This is a genomic window from Pseudomonas sp. FP1740, from assembly GCF_030687165.1.
In the GTDB taxonomy this organism is placed as follows: domain Bacteria; phylum Pseudomonadota; class Gammaproteobacteria; order Pseudomonadales; family Pseudomonadaceae; genus Aquipseudomonas.
On the sequence record NZ_CP117461.1, the window covers coordinates 6,605,873 to 6,627,171 of the forward strand.

Here is a 21,299-nt window from a genome sequence, read left to right on the forward strand (position 1 = left end):
TTATCGCGCTTTCCGACGGCGGCGACTGATCAACAACAGCGCCGCTGCCGTAACGGCCAACACGGCGCTGATCTGCAATGGTTTTTTGTAGGGCCGCAGCGTGGACCGCATAGCGTCGGTGACCTGGGTCACATAGCGCTTGTCGGCGTTCTGGAAGTCCGGCTCCTGGCATTGATGACCGAAATCACCGGCCCAGACCACATAGGGCCCCTCCTCGACATAACGACGATAGAACGCGCTTTGCTCTTGCAGGCTGGTGCCCCACCCTGAGGCCTTGCATAGCACCGAAGCAAACGCCTGACTGCTGTGGGGCAAATGATCGGCAGCCTTACTCGCCAGAGCCGTGGCGACATAACGGTAATGGAAACGCTCATCAGGTTGCGCCACCGTAGCTTGCTGACGCTGCACTTCGCCCTCGGTCATCAGCGGTCCGACCTTGAGCTCCGGAGCTTCCAGGCTGTAATTGCCACCGAAGGTCACGTAATCCGGGGACATCTCGTAGCCCAACAGCTCCATCCCATCGTGGCGAGCCAGCGTCGCGGCGTAGTAATAAGCGAATGCCTTGGAGGTCGGCCACCATTTGGATTCGGCCTCCTTGCGCAATTGCCCATACCATTTGGCCTTGGCCTGCAAATCCGGGTTGTCGAAGTAAGCCGGAGCCTCATCGTAATGCTCTTCACGCAATAAACGCCGCCCGAGCAGATTGCGCAGGCTCGCGGCCACCGGCAACGGCACATAATTGTCGCGATCCTGCTGGCTGAGCGGTGGCGGTGCCGGCACCTGGGTGTCGACGTACTGCTTGAGTTCATCGAGGGTCAGCACCCGCTCGGCCACGGTGGCCGCGTCGAACCAGTAGATGCCCTGGCTGCGATAGAGCTGATCGAAGGCCTGCAGGTAATCCCCGCGTTGCAGGGCCAGAATCGCGCTTTCACCCTCGACCCGGCACTTGGGCTGGAGCGTTTCGTAATCCCAGTCGGGCGTCCGCCGCTCGCCCCAGGATTCGTTCTGCGGGAAGGCCTGGGCGGCTTTGGCATAGGCCGCTGCGGCGGCGTTTTTGTCGCCATCACGCACCGCCAGCTTCGCCCGCAACCACCACGCAAGGCCACCGTCACCAGCCTGTTCGAGGAAGGCTTTGGCGCTGGCGTAATCGCCCTGTTGATAATTCATCGCCGCCAGGCGATCGGCATTATCCAGACTGCCACGGGTGCTGCTTTGCAGCAGTTTGATCAGTTTCTGTTCGTTCGGCGGTTGATCACCGAATGACCAGCCCAGTCGACTGATCAACGACGCCGTCACCAGTTGCTGCACCGTTTTGCCCTTGAGCAACCCGGCCAGTTGCTCGTCAGGCATCGCCGCCAGATCGGCCATCAACAGCTTCAGCGAGGTGTAGCCCACCGCCGAGCCGTGAAGGTTCTGCGTGGCATAGAGTTGGATGGCGTTGTCCCAATCACCCGCGGTGCGGGCCACTCGCGCTTCTTCGCCGAGGCTGGCGACACCCAGTTCCAACGGGTCGCTGAAGCCGTCGATGCTCAGTTGACGGGTCTGCTCGAAGGCCTTGCGGGACTGAGCCAACAGGTCAGGGGTCGCGCCTGCTTCTGAACTCATGGCAAACAGCGCCCGGCCCATCGAGTATGCCGCCCAGGTGCTGCGCAATGGGCGTTGATCCGCCGGCAGCGCCAGCACTTTCTGAAAGTACTCGGCGGCCAGGCCATGGTCACCGGCGTTGAACGCCACGGCGCCAGCCAGATAGAGCCTATGTTCGGCCGGCAGATTCGCGCCTTGCTCTTCAACCTGACGGGCATCGGTCAGGCTGCGCAGTTGTTTCACCAGCGCTTGCTGCTCAGGCGTCAGACCGGCCTGTTCAGCGGTATCGCGCTGATGGGTGTAATCAGGCGCATCGCCGTAACCGTCCCCCGGAATGTTGGTGGCGGCGGTGACATTTTTCAGTCCCGCGATGGCATGCCCGAGGCGGCTGATCTCAAGGTTGAAGTTGCCTTCCGGCAGTTCCGCCAGCGACTGGCCACGGTTGTCCAGCAGGCGCATGGGGAAGTCCGGCCCGCAGGCCAGCGCCGAACCCAATGGCAGGCTGAGGCTCAGACAAAGCACATGGCGGGGCCAGTTACGGGTAAACATTCGAACCTCCTTGATCAATGTGTGCGCAGCGTGCCCAACCGATGACGCGCTGCCCGCCGGCCGGGATTCGACCGTCACGCAGGCGGGTGAAGGTAAGCAGATCCGGGCGCTGTTGCAACGCATAACCGGCCAGCGCATCGGCGCCTTCACAGCCCTGCACCGCCAGCGTCAGGCGTTCGGGCCAGGCACTGTCGAGGTTGCCTTGGTTGCTGAGGCTGATGTCGTAGAGACCGTCCTGCGCCGAGAGTTTCAGCCCCACATGACTGTCGAGCGTATCGCCGCGCGCCACAGCGCCCAGCGTCGTCAGGCTCCAGGCCCTGCGATCATCGGCCAGGGGCAGGCGAAACCAGATCAGCCCGGCCAGATGGGACGGTGGATCGGCGCGCAACTCGGCGCCGAGCTTACTCAGTTGCTGCGGGTCTGCCAGCAACTCCCGACGTTCGCCGCCTCGCTCGATGGGCACTTCGCTTTCCACGACCGGCGCGCCCCCAGCCCCCGGCAACAGCGCCACGCCATAAGCCGGCAGCGCCAGATAAAACGGTTTCGATGTATTGCGACTCCAGGCCCTGGCCCACTGCCGTGTCTGATCCGGGTCGAACAGCCCACGCCGTGGATCGCTCACCGCGTGCACCTGCAACACGCTGCTGTCGACCGTTGCCAGCAACGCCGGCAATTCAGAACTGTCGAGCCAGGCCGGCAACGCGGTGATGCTCAGTGGCAAGGACGCCGGCAGAACGCCACGCAAATGGGTGAGGAATTCGCGGTAGGCCGGTAGCCGGGCGTTGCCCGCATCATGGTCGATTTCCACGCCGGACAGGGTCAGCCCCTGCCCTTGCCAATCGCTGAGCACCTGCTGGATCTGCGCCGTGACCTCGTCCCGGTCCAGCCCGTTGAGCTGGCCATCCAGACGAACCACCGCAATCAGCGGTCGGCCATCACGCTTGAGCAGCGCCGGATCGATCCGCGCCCGGCTCCAGCCATACTGTGGAAATGCCTGCAAGGCCAGCACACGCAAGGTCGAGAAATCGCTGCGGCTGTCGCTCAGCGCGGCGTCATGGGCCGACGTCCATTGCCGTTGCCAGACATAGAGTTGCTGATCGAGCGGCGGCGCGTCCGGTTGCTTGCAACCGTTGAGCAACAGCAATGCGCCAAGCAAGGCCGACACGCGAATGAAAAACACAATGAACCCTCATCCTCTGTGGCGAGGGCGCTTGCTCCCGCTCGACTGCGCAGCAGTCGCAAAATGCAGCCATGTGGTGTGTCTGATGATATGAAGGGGCCGCTTCGCAGCTCAGCGGGAGCAAGCGCCCTCGCCACAATTGATCGGTTATGAATTCCCGGCAGCCTACTCAGCTATCGGCTTGCGGGCAATGATCACCTGACTTTTCGCCACCACCGCGTCCAGCGCCTGTTTGATCTGTGCGCCCCGTGGCGAAGACAGAACGGCTTGCCAGGTGTCGGCCCAATGATTGAGCAGCGGATGGTCGCCGTTGCTGAGATCGACTTTGGCTTCCCAGAACAACAGCATCCACATCGACCAATAGAAGCCGTGCTGGCTGTGACTGACGACTTCCAGGCCAGCGTCGCTGACCATCGCCTTGAACTGCTCTTCGCTGATGATGCGAATGTGGTTGGGCTTCTGGAAGTACTGCGGCGCGGCGATGTCCTTTTGCAGGTCTTCGGAACTCGGGTGCGGAACACTGAGCAAATACAGCGCCCCAGGCTTGCCGACCCGTACCAGCTCGGCCAGAAACTGCGCCGGATCATCCACGTGTTCGATGACTTCGGTGGACACCACCCGGGTCGCCGTCGCATCGGCAATCGGCAGCGGGTTGCAGTCCGTAACGTGACACTCGACGCCCCGCGCCGGCGTATCGCTCAGGCGCTGACGAGTCGCTTCGACCTTGGCGGCGTCGATGTCGGCGATGATGATCTTCGCCCCGCGCATGCCGCAATAATGCACGTTGCCACCGTCACCGCAGCCCACGTCCAGCAGCGTGTCCTCGGGGCTGACCGGGAAACCAGTGAACAGCTCGCCGGTTTGCTGGTTAAACCAGCCACTGAGCATCGCGTCTTGCAGGCCAAGCAAGTACGGGTCGACCTTGTCCGAGACCGAGGGTACTGGCGTTTGCGGCTGCGCGGCAGCAGGCGTGCCCGCCGTGAGTTTTTTCAAAAGGCTCAGCATGAGGTGACTCCAGAGGATGGAAGAGCTGATCGGGACGCACGCAAGCGTTGCACCAGACGGGCACCCTGGTTGCGCATGGGTAGCTCGATGAATCGGTAGTTGAGCTCACTCAGCAACACGATCAGGCTCAGAGCGCAAAACAGCGCCAGTACCGGCTGCATGGCCACGTCCTGCGAACCGCCGGGCGCGAAACGAAACCAGCCTTCGCGCACGGCAAAAAACGCCGGGATGTGGATCAGGTAGATGCCATAGGACCGGGCGCCCAACCACACCAGTAATTGTTTGAGCTTGCCCTTGGGCAGCAGGTAATCGCGATTGTAGGAAGCGATCCACACCAGAACCGCGCACAGCAAGGCAAGCACTCCTATCCGGTAACTTGCCAGATTGAACGGTGGACTCGCCATCACGCTCAACACCGCCGCCACACCGATCAGCATCAACAGGCCGGCCCAACGGCGGCTCAACAACCGCGGTTCCCAAACCAGATAGCTCGGCCTTGAGCTCCACATCGCCAGCAACACGCCCAGTGCGAGGGCGTCGGTCCTGATGCTCATCAACAAGGCCGAGCGCCAGGTAAACAACTGCACGGCAACCAAGGCCAGCAACACCCACACCAACCGTTTGCGACAGACGAGGATCAGTAGTGGCAGCAACAGGTAGAACTGTTCTTCAAGGGACAGGCTCCAATAAACGAAACTGGTGCCGTATTCGAAGTGCATGAAGCTTTCGGCGAAACGGAAATTGGCAAACTGCAGAAAGCCCGCCAGCGTCGCCTGTAAATTGGCCTGCACCGTGCCAAAGGCGCCCGAATGGTTGAACAACAACACACCCGACAACATCAGCAACAGCCACAACCAGGCGGACGGCAACAGACGGAAGGCCCGGCGAATCCAGAAGTCACGGGTTTCCCGCCAGAACGCCTGCGGTGTCTGGCATCCGCGCAACAGTGGAATCAAGCCACGGGCGATCACAAACCCCGAGATCACGAAAAACAGGTCCACGCCCCACCAGAATTGCCCGTATTCCGAGCCCGACTCGAAGCCCGGCAGCCCTCCCGGAAACGGCATGCTTTGCAAGTGATGCACCAGCACGCCGAGCACGGCGACTCCGCGCAACAACTCGATGTCGAGAATCCGACGACTACTCATGGCGCAGTCCCGGCTTTGAGTCGGTCGTCAGCGGTTTGCGCGCAATGATCACCTGGCTCTTGGGCATGAACTGATCGAGCAACTGCTTGATCGCCAGGCCGTCAGGTCGCGCCAACAGGTCTTGCCAGGTTCTCGCCCAGCTCTCCATCAGCGGCGGATACGGCGCCTGAATCCGGTCACGCACCGCGCCGCCCAGGTCACGCCCGGCCGCGCGCTCGCTGGCCCAGAAGAAGATCATGCCCATCACCCAGAAAAACCCGCTGGCCTGTCGATGTTCGATCACCAGACCGGCGTCCTCCACCAGCGCGGCGAAGCGTTCCGGGGTAAAAATCTGCACGTGATTGGGCGACTGGAAATAGCTGGCCGGGGCGATGCCTTGCTGCAAATGCTCGCCCACCGGCGCCGGCACACTGAGCAGATACTGCGCCCCCGGGCGGCCCATGCGCACCAGCTCGGCCATGAACGGTTCGGGCTGATCGATGTGTTCGAGCACTTCCATGCACACGACTTTGCTCGCGCAACCATCGGCCAGCGGCAACGGCAGGCTGTTGCTGACCAGCCCCAGGCTCGGCTTGCTCGTTTGTGCGTCCACTTGCCGGGCCAGGTCACAAACCTTGTCGTGTTCACTGTCGGTAAAAATCACCGAGGCGCCCTGACGCACCGCAAACAGCGTCGCAACGCCCTCACCGCAACCGACATCCAGCAAGGTGTCATCCGCCGCAATTGCAAAGCCCTTGAGCAATTCACCGCTGTCACCGGAAAACCAGCCGTCGAGTATGGCGTCGTGCAAGCCGACATCCCGCGGCGATACGCTGTCGACCGGCGCAGGCAGCGGTGCTGGCTCCGGCAGCGATGCCGGCCACAGTCGTGCGAGCAAGCGCCGGATCATGCGCCCGAGGCTTCCACGGGTAACGTCCCGGCACGTTGTAACCGTTGTTCGAAAAACGTCAGCAGACGCTGTTCGGTGCTGGCCTGGCTGCAGAACCGCTCCAGGCTACGGACCGCATGGGCCGACATCCTTGCGTAGCGTTCAACATCGGTTTTCGCCACGTCATAGCTGGCGCGATAAGCCGTACACAACGAATCCCAATCCGTCACGTAACGCAGCGTGCGATAGGCCGCCCGGGGATCGTGGGGCCAGGCCGTCAGCTCGTCAGTGGAATGGACGATGAATGAATTGTCGCTGTCGACATAGTCGGCCATTGCCGTGTTCAGCGGCGCGATCGCCGGTTTACCGCAGGACATGAACTCCATCAGCGGCAGGCACTGCCCCTCGCCAAATGAACTGTTAACCACGTAACTGGTGGCCTGAACCAACCCTTCGTAATCGACGTCGGCCAGATAGCCGTGGATCAGCACGATCCGGCACTGGTAAGACTGGTTCTTGTAGAGATGGTGCAGCATGTCGTTCAGCGCGTTCGCGATGTCATGGTGCGTGAGTTTCAACACCAGGGTTGCATCGGGGGTGTCGCGGAATGTGGTGCAGAACGCGCTGATCATGTCCTGCCAGTTCTTGCGCCCGTCGTAGGGGTTGAACACCGAGGTGTAGACCACGCCTTCAAGCTGCAACTGGCAATCGCGCGGCGGCCCGACGAGCGAGATCGGTGTCCCTTCGCGCAACGCTGGCGGTCCATAGGGACGCAAATCCGTAGTGCGGCTATCGATCAACAGGCCACGCAGGTTCAGCCACACCGGTTCCACCACCGGGCGCTTGGTCAGGTGCTCGCCGCGTGCGGCAAAGCGGTCCCACACCGGCGCAGGAATGGCACAGATCGGATAATCGGCACCCATCACGTCGCGCACCGCTTTTACCGTGAAGCTCGAGTGGGTAATCGCCCTGCCGGACGCGCCCAATACCACTCGCCAGTCATGACGGGGTTCGCCCTGCCAGCTTTCGGTGGGGATGGTACTGAACTCCCAGGCGAACACCGGGATGGTCGGGCACGCGTAATGAACCGATGTGCGGTGCGGCGGCGAGAACGACAGGAATATGCAGTCCTCGCCACGACTCAAGCAGTCGAAATACAAGCGATCGACCAGCTCGTCAGGGTTGCTGACTTCAATGACTTGGCCCAGTCGCTCCAGCACCGGGCGGAACTCCTTGAGGACAAAGTAGTAGCTGTACTCGGGCCGCCCCAGGTTCTGCTGGATATTGCTCTTGTTGGTTTCCGAATGAATGATGATCAGCATGATGCAGTCCCCGCCTCAGCTGCCTGCGGCATGGTTCCGCTGCTCGGCGCCTTCCCGAGAAATTGCGCCAGGCGCCGCTGCACCGGTTCAAAGCTGCAGTAATCGCGCATGCGCTCATTTGCGGCCGTGGCCATGGCCCGATAAGCCTGCGGGCGGTTTTTGGCCATGGCGTAGCTGTCCTCATAGGCGGCTTTCAACGATCCCCAGTCTGGTCGATGGCGCAGGGTGCGATAGAGGATGCGTGCGTCTTGTGGCCAGATCGTCGGCTCATGGCTGGACTTGACGACGAATGCCACCCGCTCATCGATATAGTCGCGCATCGCCGTGTGGTTCGGCGCAATGACTGGTCGGGCGCAGGCCATGAACTCCATCAATGGCAGGCACAAACCTTCGCAGCGGGACGCGTTGACGTAGAAACTCGCCGCGCCGTAAAGCCTGGCGAACTCCTCGTCCTGCAGATAGCCGTGCATGACCACAACTCGGCAGGCGAAGGGCGAAAGCTGCGACAGCAAGGTGATCATTTCGACGTAATAGGTCGAGAGGTCGTTCTGAGTCATCTTCACCACCAGCGTGGCGTCTTCGGCGTCACGCAGGGCCCAGCAGAACGCCGTGATCAGATGGTGCCAGTTCTTGCGGCCGTCGTCGGGGTTGAACACGCTCACGTACACCACGCCGCTGATCTCGATTTCGACCCGTTCGCGGGTATCGGGCAGACAGGCTTGCGGGTGCTCGACCGACGCCAGCGCTTCGCTCTCGGTTGTCGAGAGCGGCGATGGTTCCGGCAACGGCGGTGGCGAGCGAAACCGGGCCAGCTGCGGGCGGACGGCATTGGGCACCAGATCACGAACGGCTTCGCGATACCACATCAGCAGGTTGTGCTTGAGCAAAAACAGCGGCCGGTGCTCAGTGTTGGTCGCCAGGGCTCTGTAGCCTTCGCGCAGGTAATGTTTGGTAATGAACCCACGCCGCCGCAAGGTCAGCGGAGGTGGCGCTACGGGTTCTGGCTCAGGCGCTTCGACGCTCAGGTTATGGGTTTCCAGCTCCTGCTCGTTGAGTAACGGCGCGATCAAACCATCGGCCGACAAACCCAGGGAACGGCTGTCGATGATGCAGCCCTTGATCTGCAACGTGGTGCCCGGGTTCACCGGCGTACTTGCAAACTGCTGACGCACATCAGCGAAGCGTTCCCACAACGGCGTGGGCAGCACCAGCACCGGGAAGTCTTCACCCAGGGTGCGACGGATGGCCTGGGCGGTGTGGCTGGACAAGGTAATCACCTGACCATGACGTGCCAGGGTCTGGCTCCAGTCATGCCGCGGATCGTTGTCCCAGTGCTCGGCCGGGATCGAGTCAAATTCCCAGGCAACGACGCACACCATCGGGCATTGCAAGTCGGTTGGGGTTTTATGCGGTGGCGAGAACGAGAGGAACAGGCTTTCCTGACCCGCCTGTTGCAACTGTCGATACAGCGGATCGACTTCGGCGGCCGACGACACCACATGCACCCGCCCCAAGCTTTCGAGCACCGGTCGATAAGCCTTGAGTACGAAGTAGTAGCTGTATTCGGGACGACCGAGGCTCTGGCTGATGGAGCTGTCGTTGACGTCCGAGTAAAGAATGAAATTCATGGCATCCCACGATGAAACCGCCATCCCGGCAGCCCCACTCTATGACGGCAAAGGCACGGATCGAGTCGGCGTTTGCCGGTCGTCGTCCATCGTCTTCTGCCCGTCTACGTTCTTGTTTTAATGGTCAGCTTCGCGGGTTCTCGGAACAACCCGGGCGAACGCTGGATAATCGTGACGAGGGGCATTCTAAACACATCCATCAAGGGTTCGTGAACCGTCTGGCGAGAATAAACAGGCCTGCAAAAACGAGAACTGACCGGTCACGCTGGGACCTGTTGAAATTGCTGCGCAATTGGCACAGATTGGCGACCAAACAACTACAACAACGACTTCGCCTGTCCACTTTCCTAGAAGTTTCCCGGTTTTGTCGGACAATCCTGTGGGAAATGGCAGAAGTTTAGAATTGAGGACCACGGCTTGAAAAAGCGTCTGTTCGTAACGGGTCTGAGTGGATTCGTAGGACAACACATCCAATCGCGACTGAAGGCTGATGCCTCGGAATGGGAGCTGCTGCCTGCCCCTTCCCGGTACGATCTCGAACAGCCAGAAAGCCTTGAAAGCTTGTGGCCAGAAATGCCTGACGCGGTCATTCATCTGGCCGGCCAGACCTTCGTCCCCGAAGCCTTCCGTGATCCGGCGCGCACGCTGAATATCAACCTGCTAGGCACTCTCAACCTGCTTCAAGCCCTCAAGGCCCGTGGCTTCAACGGTACCTTCCTGTACGTCAGCTCCGGTGATGTCTATGGCCAGGTCAATGAAACCGATCTGCCCATCACCGAACTCCAGCCACCCTGCCCGCGCAATCCTTATGCCGTGAGCAAACTGTCGGCGGAATTCCTGAGCCTGCAATGGGGCCTGAGCGAGAACTGGCCAGTGCTGGTGGCCCGTCCGTTCAACCACATCGGTACCGGGCAGAAGGACAGCTTCGTCCTCGCCAGTGCTGCGCGGCAGATCTGCCGGATCAAGCAAGGCCTGCAAGCGGCGCAACTGGAAGTCGGTGACATCGATGTCACTCGTGATTTCCTCGATGTAGGTGATGTGGTGTCGGCCTACCTGGCGTTGCTGGCAAAAGGCACTCCGGGGCAGGTCTACAACATTTGCTCGGGGCGCGAGCAAAGCATTCGCAGTTTGATCGAACAACTGGGGGATCTCGCCCAGATCGATATGCAACTGATTCAGGATCCAACGCGTCTTCGTCGTGCGGATCAGCGTCGCGTTTGCGGCAGCTACGCCAAGCTTGCACAGACCACTGGATGGACGCCTGAAATCACAACACAACAATCCCTGCGGGCGATCCTGTCCGACTGGGAGAAGCGAGTAAAAGAACAATGACAAAAAGTGCACTGATCACAGGGATCACCGGCCAGGACGGTGCGTACCTGGCCAAACTGTTGCTCGACAAGGGCTACAAGGTCCACGGCCTGGTGGCGCGACGCAGCAGCGATTCGCGTTGGCGTTTGCGCGAGACGGGGATCGAGGGCGATATCGTCTATCTGGACGGCGATATGGCCGATGCCTGTTCGGTGCAGCGTGCAGTGATCAAGTCGGCACCGGACGAGGTCTATAACCTGGCCGCGCAAAGCTTTGTCGCCGCCTCCTGGGATCAACCGGTGACCACCGGCATCGTCGACGGCCTGGGCGTAACCCATCTGCTCGAAGCGATCCGCCAGTTCAGTCCGCACACCCGCTTCTATCAAGCCTCCACCAGCGAAATGTTCGGCTTGATTCAGGCCGAGCAACAGGATGAAAACACGCCGTTTTATCCGCGCAGCCCTTACGGCGTGGCCAAGCTCTATGGCCACTGGATCACCGTCAACTACCGCGAAAGCTTCAACCTGCATGCCAGCAGCGGGATCCTGTTCAACCACGAATCACCGCTGCGCGGCATCGAGTTCGTGACCCGTAAGGTCACCGACGCTGCCGCCCGTATCAAACAGGGCAAACAGCAGGAACTGCGCCTGGGCAACATCGACGCGAAGCGTGATTGGGGGTTCGCCGGCGACTACGTCGAAGCCATGTGGCTGATGCTGCAACAGGACAAGCCTGACGATTACGTGGTCGCCACCGGCGTGACCACCACCGTGCGCGAAATGTGCCGGATCGCTTTCGATCACATCGGCCTCAACTACCGTGACTACGTGAAGATCGACCCGGCGTTCTTCCGCCCGGCCGAGGTAGAGGTGCTGCTTGGCAACCCGGCCAAGGCCCAACGCGTGCTGGGGTGGAAACCGAAAACCGATCTGGACACCTTGATCCGCATGATGATGGATGCGGACGTGAAACGCGTTGCCAAGGAGTAGGCCATGCTGATTCCCGTGATTCTCTCCGGCGGTGCCGGGACCCGTTTGTGGCCGGTGTCTCGTGAAGGTCATCCCAAGCCGTTCATGGCTTTACCCGACGGCCAGTCGCTGCTGGGCAAGACCTATCGGCGTGCGGCCGGTTTGCTCGATGGCTGGGGCGACATCGTCACGGTGACCAACCGCGACTACTACTTCCAGAGCAAGGATCACTATCAGGGTGCGCGCCTGGAGCGCCATCGCGGGCATTTTCTACTCGAGCCGATGGGCCGCAATACAGCCCCGGCCATCGCGGCGGCCGCCCTTTCGCTACAAGCCCTGCACGGCGATGAAGCGATCATGGTGGTGATGCCTGCCGACCATCTGATTCTCAACGAAGACGCCTTGAAGAGCGCGGTCGAGCACGCCGTGGCGCTGGCCAAGACCGGTCATCTGGTGACCTTCGGTGTCGTGCCGACAGCCCCGGAAACCGGTTTCGGCTACATCGAAACCGGTGCGCCGCTGGACGATAAAGGCGCGGCCAAGGTGCAGCGCTTCGTCGAAAAGCCCGACCTGCAAACCGCCACGCATTATCTGGAGAGCGGTAACTTCCTGTGGAATTCGGGGATGTTCTGCTTCTCGGTGGCCACGCTGCTGGCCGAGTTGCACCTTCATGCACCCCGGCTGCTTGAACAGGCGCGTGCCTGCATGGCGGCCAGTGCACCGGTGGAAACCGGCGGTAGCCTGCAGCAGGAACTGTCGCCCATGCATTTCGCCGAGATCACCGACATCTCCATCGACTACGCCTTGATGGAACACTCTGACAAAGTGGTCGTGGTGCCGGCCGGTTTCGACTGGAGCGACATCGGTTCCTGGGGTGCCGTGGCGGCATTGGTGCCGGCCGACGCACAGAACAATCGCGCCAGCGGCGATGCGATCTTCATCGACAGCCACGACAACTTCGTCCAGAGCGAAGACCGGCTGGTCGCGGCAGTGGGTGTGGATAACCTGATCATCATCGACACCGCCGATGCAGTGCTGGTCGCCCATGCCGACCGCGCCCAGGACGTACGCCGGGTGGCCCGGCAGCTCAAAGACGAAAAGCACGAAGCCTATCGCCTGCACCGTACGGTCAGCCGCCCCTGGGGCACCTATACCGTGCTCGAGGAAGGCCCGCGCTTCAAGATCAAACGCATCGTGGTCAAACCCGGCGCCAAGTTGTCGCTGCAGATGCACCATCACCGCAATGAACACTGGGTGGTGGTCGAAGGCATGGCCAAGGTCACCAACAACGGCTCCGGTACGCACCTGGTGGCCAAGAACGAATCGACGTTCATTGCCGCCGGGCACAAGCACCGCCTGGAAAACCCCGGCGTGATCGACTTGGTGATCATTGAAGTGCAAAGCGGCGAATACCTTGGGGAGGACGATATCGTCCGCTTCGAAGACCAATACGGCAGGACGGTTTGAATGCTGCTTAATCTGTACCGCTCGCTGCGCAATTACCGCGGATTCATCCTCGGTAGCGTCAAGCGAGAGTTTCAGGCGCGTTATCGCAATTCACTGTTCGGCGCCCTGTGGACCGTGCTCAACCCGCTGTCGATGATCGTCGTGTACACGGTGATCTTTTCCCAGATCATGCGCGCCCGCTTGCCGGGCGTGGACGATGGCCTGGCCTACAGCGTTTACCTGTGCGCCGGCCTGCTGACCTGGGGCCTGTTTTCGGAAATCACCACACGCAGCCAGAGCATGTTTCTGGAGAATGCCAACCTGCTGAAGAAAATCAGCTTCCCGCGCATCTGCCTGCCGGTGATCGCCCTGCTCAATGCCGGCATCAACTTCGCAATCATTCTGGGGCTGTTCTTCGGTTTCCTGCTGATCAGCGGGAGGTTGCCCGGCATGGCCTTGCTGGCGCTGGTGCCGCTACTGATCCTGCAAGTGATCTTCGCCGCCGGCCTGGGGATGATCCTCGGCATTCTCAACGTGTTCTTTCGTGATGTCGGGCAGTTGTTCGGCATCTGCCTGCAATTCTGGTTCTGGCTGACGCCGATCGTTTATCCGATCTCGATCCTGCCGCCGGGCATCCAGCACCTGATCGGGCTCAACCCGATGACCGCCCTGATGAACAGCTACCAGAATGTCTTCCTCTACAACCAATGGCCGGACTGGAACTCACTGATCCCGTTGATGGTGATCGGGCTGTTGTTCTGCGTCATGGCGCTGCGGCTGTTCCGTCAGCGTGTCGGTGAAATGGTGGACGAGCTCTGATGGGACATATACGCGTCAGTGGCCTGGGCAAGGCCTACAAACAGTATCCGAATCGCTGGAGCCGGCTGTTCGAATGGCTGGTACCGTTTTCCGGAACCCACCACCACCTGCACTGGATCCTGCAAGGTGTCGATTTTGAGATCAAACCCGGTGAAGCCGTAGGCATCGTCGGCGTCAATGGCGCGGGCAAAAGCACACTGCTGAAGATGATCACCGGCACCACCCAGCCAACCTGCGGACAGATTCAACTGGAAGGTCGAGTGGCCGCGTTGCTCGAACTGGGCATGGGTTTTCACCCGGACTTTACCGGACGGCAGAACGCCTTTATGGCCGGCCAGTTGCTGGGCATGCAGGTCGAAGAAATCGAAGCATTGATGCCGGAAATCGAAAGCTTTGCCGAAATCGGCGACGCCATCGATCACCCGGTGCGCACCTACTCCAGCGGCATGCAGATGCGCCTGGCGTTCAGCGTCGCCACCGCGCGGCGCCCGGACATTCTGATCGTCGACGAAGCCCTGTCGGTGGGCGACGCCTATTTCCAGCACAAAAGCTTCGATCGCATCCGCAACTTCCGCACGGCCGGCACTACCCTGCTGATCGTCTCCCATGACCGCTCGGCCATTCAGTCGATCTGCGACACCGCCATTCTGCTGGAAGGCGGGCGCATGGCCATGCGTGGCAAACCCGAAGAGGTCATGGACTACTACAACGCCATGCTCGCCCAGCGCGAAGGCCAGACGGTGCGCCAGGAGATGCTCGTCAACGGTCAGGTGCAAACCATTTCCGGTACCGGTGAAGCCGGGATTCTCAGCGTGCGCCTGCTCGACGCGCAGGGGCGCTGCGTCGAAGTGGCGGAGGTTGGCCAGCCGATGGTGCTGGAAGTACAGACCGAAGTCCGTAAGGACATCGAACGACTGATTCTGGGCTTCATGATCAAAGATCGTCTGGGCCAGGCGATTTATGGCATCAACACCCATCGCCTGGACAAACCCGTCACCGATCTGAGTGCCGGCGAGCGTGTCACCTTCCGCTTCGCCTTCGACATGCGCCTGGGCAAAGGCAATTATTCGGTCGCCTTGAGCCTGTCGCGCCTGGACTCGCACCTGGATCGCAATTTCGAATGGCGCGACTACGGCCTGGTCTTCCATGTGATCAACAATCGCCAGGAAGACTTCGTCGGTTGCTCATGGCTGGAGGCGCAGACCACCATCACCCGCTCCAGCGAAAAGAGTATGCAAACGGCTGACCCGGAAGTGTCCCGATGAGCCGATTGTTGGTGGAATGCACCTACGTCTTCGAACATCCAAACGCCAACTCGGGCATTCAACGCGTCGTACGCAACGTCATTCAACAACTGCCCACGGCCGACGCAAAACGCGAGTGCATCCCGGTAGTAATGATCAATGGCAGCCTCTATCAAGTGAAGAGCCTCGCGCCGTTGAAGTCATCGACACTCGATCTGATAAGCCTGCGCGTGAAGCTGGAACAGTGGGCCAATACGTTCTGGCTGCGTCACCGTACACTGGAACGGCGTCGCCCCTTCAGCCAGTCGCATTTCGCCCGGCGGGTGCTGTATGTCGGTTGTCGCCTTGGTGCATTTGCCTGCTTCAGCCTGCCAATGCGCCTGCTTGATCGGGCACTCAAGGGTAAGCAAATCCCCGAACGCTGCGTGCCGTTGCAGCATCGGGCCGGCGATCAGCTGGTTTTGCTCGATTCGTCCTGGCACGCCAACTTTTTCCCCTTGGCCGAGCAACTCAAGCGTGACGGGGTCGGCATCGTTTCGGTGATTTACGACCTGATCCCGCTGACCCACCCGCAATTTTGCGACGCCGGGCTGGTCACGGTGTTCAACGACTGGTTCGACTGGATCGCCCGCACGGCCGACGGTTATGTGGCGATCTCCACCACCATCCGCGATCAGGTGCGTCAGGAAATGCTGCGCCGGATCGGTCCGCAACAGGTCCAGCAACGCTGGTTCGACTATTTCCACCTCGGTTCCGAACTGGACTTGAGCGATCCCCGATCCGAGGTCGATCGAGGCTTGTTGCAGATGTTCAAGACGCCGGAGCCAGTGTTCCTGATGGTCAGCACCATCGAACCACGCAAAAACCATGGGTACCTGCTCGACGCCTTCGAGCGCGCCTGGGCTGCTGGGTCCAAGGCCAGGTTATGCATTGCCGGGAAGATTGGCTGGAAGTGTGACGCGCTGATAGAACGCATCCGACAGCATCCCGAGCTGAACCAGCGTTTGTTCATGTTCAATACGCTCTCGGACAGGAGCCTTGAACACGCCTACTCCCACGCCACCGCGCTGGTGTTCCCATCCTACGTAGAAGGGTTCGGGCTGCCGTTGGTGGAAGCCATGCAGCGCGGTTTACCGGCGATGGGCAGCGATATTCCGGTCTTCCGGGAAATCGGTGGCGACTACATGGCGTATTTTGACCTGGCGGACCCACAGAGCCTGGCCAACCTGGTGACCGACACGGAACGCTCTGGCGTGTTTCCGGCGCCGCTGAGCCTTGAGCAATGGCGCTGGCTGAGCTGGCGCGAGGCAAGTGCGCAATTGGTGCAACGGATCGAGCACAACCTGAACAGCCCGGAGCCGGTGCCTGAGAGTCAACATGCGAATTGCCCTTAACGCCCGCATCCTCCAGGCCCCGCGCACCGGCATCGGCCATTACGTCGCCGAGCTGGCAAGCGCCCTGGCCAGAGAACCGGACGTCGAGTTGTCACTGTTCCATGGCTGGGGCTGGAGTTCTTCACTACCCGATGCGGCCCTGCCGGGCTACTCACGACTGACGCCATTGCTGCGGCAGATACCCGGTGCGTATCAGGCACGACGCTGGCTGGCGCAGAAACGTTTCGATCAGGGCCGCTCCCGGGCAATCGACCTTTATCACGAACCCAGTCTATGGCCGCTGTCGTTCGACGGCCCGACGGTCATCACCCTGCATGACCTGACACACCTGCACTACCCCGAGACGCAACCACCGGCACGCCTGCGAGAAATCGAGCGGCGACTGGCCGAGGGCGTGCAACAGGCGCGGCTGATTCTTACCGATTCGCAGTACATCGCCGACGAAGCTCAAGCCTGGTTCGCTCTGCCGGCGGAGCGTTTTGTGGTCGCACCGCTGGGCGTGGCGGCACGTTTCCACCCACGTGAACCCGAGGCCATCGACGCAGTACTCAAGGCCCATGGGGTCGAGGCGCGGGAATACTTCCTTTGCGTCGGCACCCTGGAGCCACGCAAAAACCTCACTCTGGCCCTGCGCGCCCATGCCCAACTGCCGGAAGCATTGCGTCAACGCTTTCCGCTGCTGATCGTCGGCATGGCCGGTTGGCAGCGCGAGCAATTCAACGAGGAGCTGCATCAGGCATTGGCCAGCGGTCATGTGTGTTTGCTCGGTTATCTGCCCGACGAACAGGTCGCACAACTGCTGGCCGGTGCTCGGGCGCTGATTTTTCCGTCGCTCTACGAAGGCTTCGGCCTACCCGTGCTGGAGGCCATGGCCAGCGGCACGCCGGTGATCCTGACCCGACGCTCGGCCATGCCCGAGGTCGCAGGCGTAGCGGGTAACTATATAGAACCTGACGATCCAGACGGCTTGCGCGATGCGATGCGCCGTCTGATCGACGATCAAGCGCATTGGCAGGCATGCTCGGACGCCGGGCTGCAGCAGGCAAGGATTTTTTCCTGGGAGCGTTGCGCGAAGGTCACCGCCCGCGCCTACCGTCAGGCCATGGGAGGTTGAATGCGAGTTCTTCATTTCTTCAAGACGTACCTGCCTGACTCGGTCGGCGGCATCGAACAAGTGATCTTCCAGTTATGCGAAAGCGGCGCCCAGCATGGCATTGAAGGCCAGGTGCTGACCCTCAGTGCCGATCCGACGCCGCCCATGGTGCAGTTGGGGCAGCACGAGGTCCATCGGGCCAAACTCGACATTCAGTTTGCCTCCACGGGTTTTTCTTACAGCGTCTTCAAGCAGTTTCGTGAAATGGCCGCCGAGGCGGACGTGGTCAATTACCACTTCCCGTGGCCGTTCATGGACGTGGTGCATTTCCTCAGCAGCATGAACAAGCCAAGCGTGGTGACCTACCACTCGGACATCATTCGCCAGAAACACCTGCTCAAACTTTACCGGCCACTGATGAACCGCTTTCTCGCCAGTGCTGACCGGATCGTCGCCGCGTCCCCCAACTACCTGCACACCAGTGATGTGTTGCAGCAGTTTCAGGACAAGACCCGGGTTATCCCCTATGGCCTGAACAAGGCCGGTTATCCACAGGCCGACAGCGAACGCATGGCCCGTTGGCGGCAAACGCTTGGGGATAAGTTTTTCCTGTTTGTGGGCGTGATGCGCTATTACAAAGGCTTGCACATCCTGCTCGATGCCTTGAAAGACGTGGATTACCCGGTGGTCATCGTCGGCGCGGGGCCGCTGGAAACCGAACTGCACACCCAGGCTGCGACGCTGGGTCTGCGCAATATCCACTTCCTCGGGCGTCTGGGGGACGAAGACAAAGTCGCGCTGCTGCAACTGAGTTACGCCATCGTGTTTCCATCGCACCTGCGCTCCGAAGCGTTCGGCATCTCGCTGCTCGAAGGCGCGATGTACGGCAAACCGATGATCTCCAGTGAAATTGGCACCGGCACCAGCTACATCAACATCCACAACGAAACCGGGCTGGTGGTGCCACCAAGTCATCCACAGGCATTTCGTGAAGCCATGCGCACCCTGTGGGAAAACCCGACGCTTGCGGCGCAAATGGGGGTTAAGGCTGAAGCCCGATATCGGCAGTTGTTCACGGCTGATGAAATGGGTCGCAAGTGGACGCAGCTGTATCAGGACCTGCTGGAAGAGAAATCCCTGTCCTACGCCTAAATCCATAGGGACGAGGGGGCTTGCCCCCTCGCCACAGCTCCTACAAGGGTTCAGCTGTGTGGCGCAGTTTTTGATGCGCCAACGTTATCCAGCATCCGATTCACCGCCAGCTCGGCCAGCATGACGATCTGTTGAATCGCCATCGCCGTATGCCGGTGCGGCCCTTCCAGATAGCCCGTAAAATCACTCGCCATCACACTGGCCTGGGCCAACGATTCACAGGTGTGGGCCAACAGGTCTTCGTCTTTGATATCCGGCACAACCATGAACATCGTGCTCGGTTTGCGGGCGACCGGTGCTTTGAGGGCGGAAGGGTTGAGGTAGTGATCGAGCGCGCGCTCGGCGGCTTCGTTGAGTTTTTTTGAATCGAGGGATTCGTAAGGGGAAACGGCGTCGGTTTCCGGGGGATTCAGTGTTGCTTTGAACATGGTGAAACTCCATTCGAGGACTGGAGTTCGCCAACACTGCGACCAAGCAGAAGGGTGGCGAACCGTACGCGGGTTGGTCGACCAGGGAATGGAACCCGGCAGGGCCTAAGCCCTCCCACGCACAGCTCGCCATGAAGCAAGCACAAAAGTGCGCCATTCTAAACCTGGGCGACCAAACCCGATCACTGAATTTGCAGCGACCCCAAAAGCCTATCCACTCCACTTCCCACCCGACAACCGTCAAAACCTGTCGGAAACATCCCCCAAAATCATCGTTTGTAGGGCTGCCTGAAGATCAAAGGATCGCCGCCTTCGGCAGCGCCTACGCAGAATTTGTTTACCCTCTGTAGGAACTGCCGAAGGCTGCGATCTTTTTCTCCTCCAGGGCCTAAGCTTGCAGACGTGCGTTGGCCTGCGCCCAGGTGCCGGTCAGCAAACTGGTGGGTGACATACCGTCAAAGCGCCAGCGCAAGGCCAGCGCCGCGGGCCGACGCACTACCTGCTCCACCTCGAATGCCCACAACCGCTCGGCCCCTTGAAAGGCTTCGATCTGCGGGCCTTCGAGGATGACTTGCGTGCGACCGCTGAGGTGCAGCAGGTCACCCGAATCGAAATCGATGAACAGCAAACCGGCTCGAGGGTTGATCAGCAGGTTGCCCAAGGTATTGAAGAACCGGTTGCCGGCGAAGTCCGGGATGGTCAGGCGATTGCCCTCAACCTGGACGAAACCGGCCTGGCCACCGCGATGAGAAACGTCCACCGAGCGTCGGCCATCGACGTCCACATAACTGGCGACAAAGAAGGTATCGGCGCTGGCGATCATGGCTTTGGCCGCGTCATCCAGCCCATTGAGATGCTGCGCGATACGGGTCGCGGGATCCGCCAAGGGCACCGAGCGAAACTGGCGCAACTGAATGTATTGCGGGCAATTGCCGAAAGATTGCTCCACCTTCACCTCGAAGCCGCTCGCCGTCATAGCACCAACTCGACCATTGAGACGGTTGCGACGTCGGGTGTGCAGCTCGATACCGAGCAGACCGATCGCCGCTCCATCTTGCAATTGCGCTGGATCGTCGCTGCCAGGCAGGCTGCCGAACTGCAGCAGCGTGGGCTCTGGAGAATGGGCAAAGCCCGGCGCCCCTTCAAGAATGCTGGCCCAAGGGTTGCCGTCAGCATCCACCGCGCCGTACAGCATGAACGGCAGTTGCTGATAAAACGTACGGTGCTGATCCGGCATCTCGCTGCGAATCACCCTACGACCTAATTCGTCCATTCGCTCGGCGACATCCACACGAGCCTGCAATTGTTTCTCGCCTACGTGCCAAGGTGAACGTTCCATAACGGCTTCTCCTCTGCGCTCCTCGCGTAATAAGAACGGCCCGACCGAGTCGGGCCGTGAGCATCAGGCAGTTTTTTGCAAACCGGCGACAGTGCGCGGCATGCCGACAAACCCTGGCAAGGCTTCAATCCGCGCCAGCCAGGCCCGGATGTTGGCGTAGTCGTCCAGCGACACATTGCCTTCCGGGGCATGGGCGATGTAGCTGTACGCGGCGATGTCGGCGATGGTCGGCTCATTGGCGGCCAGATAGGCCGTTGCGCCCAGTTCCTGATCGATCACTTTGAGCCAGGTGTGGGCATAAGCGATCACCTCTTCAGCGTTGTAAGGCGCACCAAATACAGTAATCAGCCTTGCCCTGGCAGGACCAAAGGCAATCGGCCCGGCGGCGACCGACAGCCAGCGCTGAACCTTGGCTGCACCGACCGGATCGGTTGGCAGCCAGCGACCGTTGCCGTATTTCTGCGCAAGGTAGACCAGGATCGCGTTGGAATCGGCCAGCACCATGCCTTGATCCTCAATCACCGGAACCTGACCAAACGGGTTGAGCGCAAGAAAATCCGCTTGTTTGTGTGCGCCCTTGGCCAGATCGACGAAGATCAGCTCGGTCGGCAATTGCAACAACGACAGCATCAGCTCCACACGGTGAGCATGGCCGGAACGGGGGAAATTGTAGAGTTTGATGGCTTGCATGGTTGGCTCCGCTGGGTGATGGCACCGCTCAGGAAAGATCGGCGCCGATGGAGCGCTATCTTCCATCCACAACCAAAGCAACAGAATCACCAGTAAACGCAATCCATTATTTCATCCAGTGCAATAACCCT

At 60.6% G+C, this 21,299-nt stretch carries 17 protein-coding genes and 1 pseudogene; 8 read left to right on the plus strand and 10 right to left on the minus strand.

What is annotated here, in order from left to right; genetic code table 11:
- The 7 genes from PSH69_RS29815 to PSH69_RS29845 form a co-directional block, all read right to left on the minus strand.
- A complete protein-coding gene (locus PSH69_RS29815) occupies positions 1-2,133 on the minus strand; it encodes a hypothetical protein (RefSeq protein ID WP_305410602.1) in 2,133 nt (710 codons plus the stop codon).
- Positions 2,120-3,316: a DUF3142 domain-containing protein gene (locus PSH69_RS29820; protein WP_305412897.1), complete on the minus strand. Its 1,197-nt coding sequence runs from the start codon at positions 3,314-3,316 to the stop codon at positions 2,120-2,122. Before PSH69_RS29820 ends, PSH69_RS29815 begins: the two co-directional genes overlap by 14 nt.
- A gap of 162 nt (positions 3,317-3,478) precedes the next feature.
- Complete coding sequence (locus tag PSH69_RS29825) at positions 3,479-4,318, minus strand: class I SAM-dependent methyltransferase (RefSeq protein WP_305410603.1); 840 nt, start codon at positions 4,316-4,318, stop codon at positions 3,479-3,481.
- On the minus strand, positions 4,312-5,466 hold the full coding sequence (locus PSH69_RS29830) for an acyltransferase (RefSeq protein ID WP_305410604.1): 1,155 nt from the start codon (positions 5,464-5,466) through the stop codon (positions 4,312-4,314). Before PSH69_RS29830 ends, PSH69_RS29825 begins: the two co-directional genes overlap by 7 nt.
- The gene (locus tag PSH69_RS29835) at positions 5,459-6,355 is read right to left on the minus strand and encodes a bifunctional 2-polyprenyl-6-hydroxyphenol methylase/3-demethylubiquinol 3-O-methyltransferase UbiG (RefSeq protein WP_305410605.1); all 897 of its coding nucleotides are present in this window, start codon (positions 6,353-6,355) and stop codon (positions 5,459-5,461) included. The genes PSH69_RS29830 and PSH69_RS29835 overlap by 8 nt, the downstream gene beginning before the upstream one ends.
- Positions 6,352-7,656, minus strand: coding sequence for a glycosyltransferase (locus PSH69_RS29840; RefSeq protein WP_305410606.1), 1,305 nt, complete (start codon positions 7,654-7,656; stop codon positions 6,352-6,354). The genes PSH69_RS29835 and PSH69_RS29840 overlap by 4 nt, the downstream gene beginning before the upstream one ends.
- Positions 7,650-9,284 carry a glycosyltransferase gene (locus PSH69_RS29845; RefSeq protein ID WP_305410607.1) on the minus strand — a complete coding sequence of 545 codons (1,635 nt, stop codon included), beginning with the start codon at positions 9,282-9,284 and terminating at the stop codon, positions 7,650-7,652. The genes PSH69_RS29840 and PSH69_RS29845 overlap by 7 nt, the downstream gene beginning before the upstream one ends.
- A 417-nt stretch (positions 9,285-9,701) precedes the next feature.
- Between PSH69_RS29845 and PSH69_RS29850 the strand changes: the two genes are divergently transcribed.
- Genes PSH69_RS29850 through PSH69_RS29885 form a run of 8 tightly spaced genes read left to right on the plus strand, consistent with a single transcriptional unit; the run spans position 9,702 to position 18,711 of the window.
- Positions 9,702-10,616 (plus strand): GDP-mannose 4,6-dehydratase, encoded by a 915-nt coding sequence (locus PSH69_RS29850; protein ID WP_305410608.1) that lies wholly within the window; start codon positions 9,702-9,704, stop codon positions 10,614-10,616.
- Positions 10,613-11,584, plus strand: a complete 972-nt coding sequence (gene gmd, locus PSH69_RS29855) for a GDP-mannose 4,6-dehydratase (protein ID WP_305410609.1) — start codon at positions 10,613-10,615, stop codon at positions 11,582-11,584. The genes PSH69_RS29850 and gmd overlap by 4 nt, the downstream gene beginning before the upstream one ends.
- 3 nt (positions 11,585-11,587) lie before the next feature.
- Positions 11,588-13,030, plus strand: coding sequence for a mannose-1-phosphate guanylyltransferase/mannose-6-phosphate isomerase (locus PSH69_RS29860; protein ID WP_305410610.1), 1,443 nt, complete (start codon positions 11,588-11,590; stop codon positions 13,028-13,030).
- Positions 13,031-13,828: an ABC transporter permease gene (locus PSH69_RS29865; RefSeq protein ID WP_305410611.1), complete on the plus strand. Its 798-nt coding sequence runs from the start codon at positions 13,031-13,033 to the stop codon at positions 13,826-13,828.
- The gene (locus PSH69_RS29870) at positions 13,828-15,093 is read left to right on the plus strand and encodes an ABC transporter ATP-binding protein (protein ID WP_305410612.1); all 1,266 of its coding nucleotides are present in this window, start codon (positions 13,828-13,830) and stop codon (positions 15,091-15,093) included. Before PSH69_RS29865 ends, PSH69_RS29870 begins: the two co-directional genes overlap by 1 nt.
- The gene (locus PSH69_RS29875) at positions 15,090-16,466 is read left to right on the plus strand and encodes a glycosyltransferase family 1 protein (protein ID WP_305410613.1); all 1,377 of its coding nucleotides are present in this window, start codon (positions 15,090-15,092) and stop codon (positions 16,464-16,466) included. The genes PSH69_RS29870 and PSH69_RS29875 overlap by 4 nt, the downstream gene beginning before the upstream one ends.
- Positions 16,450-17,580, plus strand: coding sequence for a glycosyltransferase family 1 protein (locus PSH69_RS29880; RefSeq protein ID WP_305410614.1), 1,131 nt, complete (start codon positions 16,450-16,452; stop codon positions 17,578-17,580). The genes PSH69_RS29875 and PSH69_RS29880 overlap by 17 nt, the downstream gene beginning before the upstream one ends.
- The gene (locus PSH69_RS29885) at positions 17,581-18,711 is read left to right on the plus strand and encodes a glycosyltransferase family 4 protein (protein WP_305410615.1); all 1,131 of its coding nucleotides are present in this window, start codon (positions 17,581-17,583) and stop codon (positions 18,709-18,711) included.
- 50 nt (positions 18,712-18,761) lie between these two features.
- Here the strand turns inward: PSH69_RS29885 and PSH69_RS29890 are convergent, their stop codons facing one another.
- The 3 genes and pseudogenes from PSH69_RS29890 to PSH69_RS29900 all read right to left on the minus strand — a co-directional run bounded on the left by PSH69_RS29890 (position 18,762) and on the right by PSH69_RS29900 (position 21,168).
- The gene (locus PSH69_RS29890; RefSeq protein WP_305410616.1) at positions 18,762-19,139 is read right to left on the minus strand and encodes a DUF6124 family protein; all 378 of its coding nucleotides are present in this window, start codon (positions 19,137-19,139) and stop codon (positions 18,762-18,764) included.
- 391 nt (positions 19,140-19,530) lie between these two features.
- A pseudogene (locus PSH69_RS29895) lies at positions 19,531-20,478 on the minus strand (pyridoxamine 5'-phosphate oxidase family protein); the annotation flags it as partial.
- Positions 20,479-20,541: 63 nt separating this feature from the next.
- Complete coding sequence (locus PSH69_RS29900) at positions 20,542-21,168, minus strand: glutathione S-transferase family protein (protein ID WP_305410617.1); 627 nt, start codon at positions 21,166-21,168, stop codon at positions 20,542-20,544.
- Between the last annotated feature and the right edge of the window lie 131 nt (positions 21,169-21,299).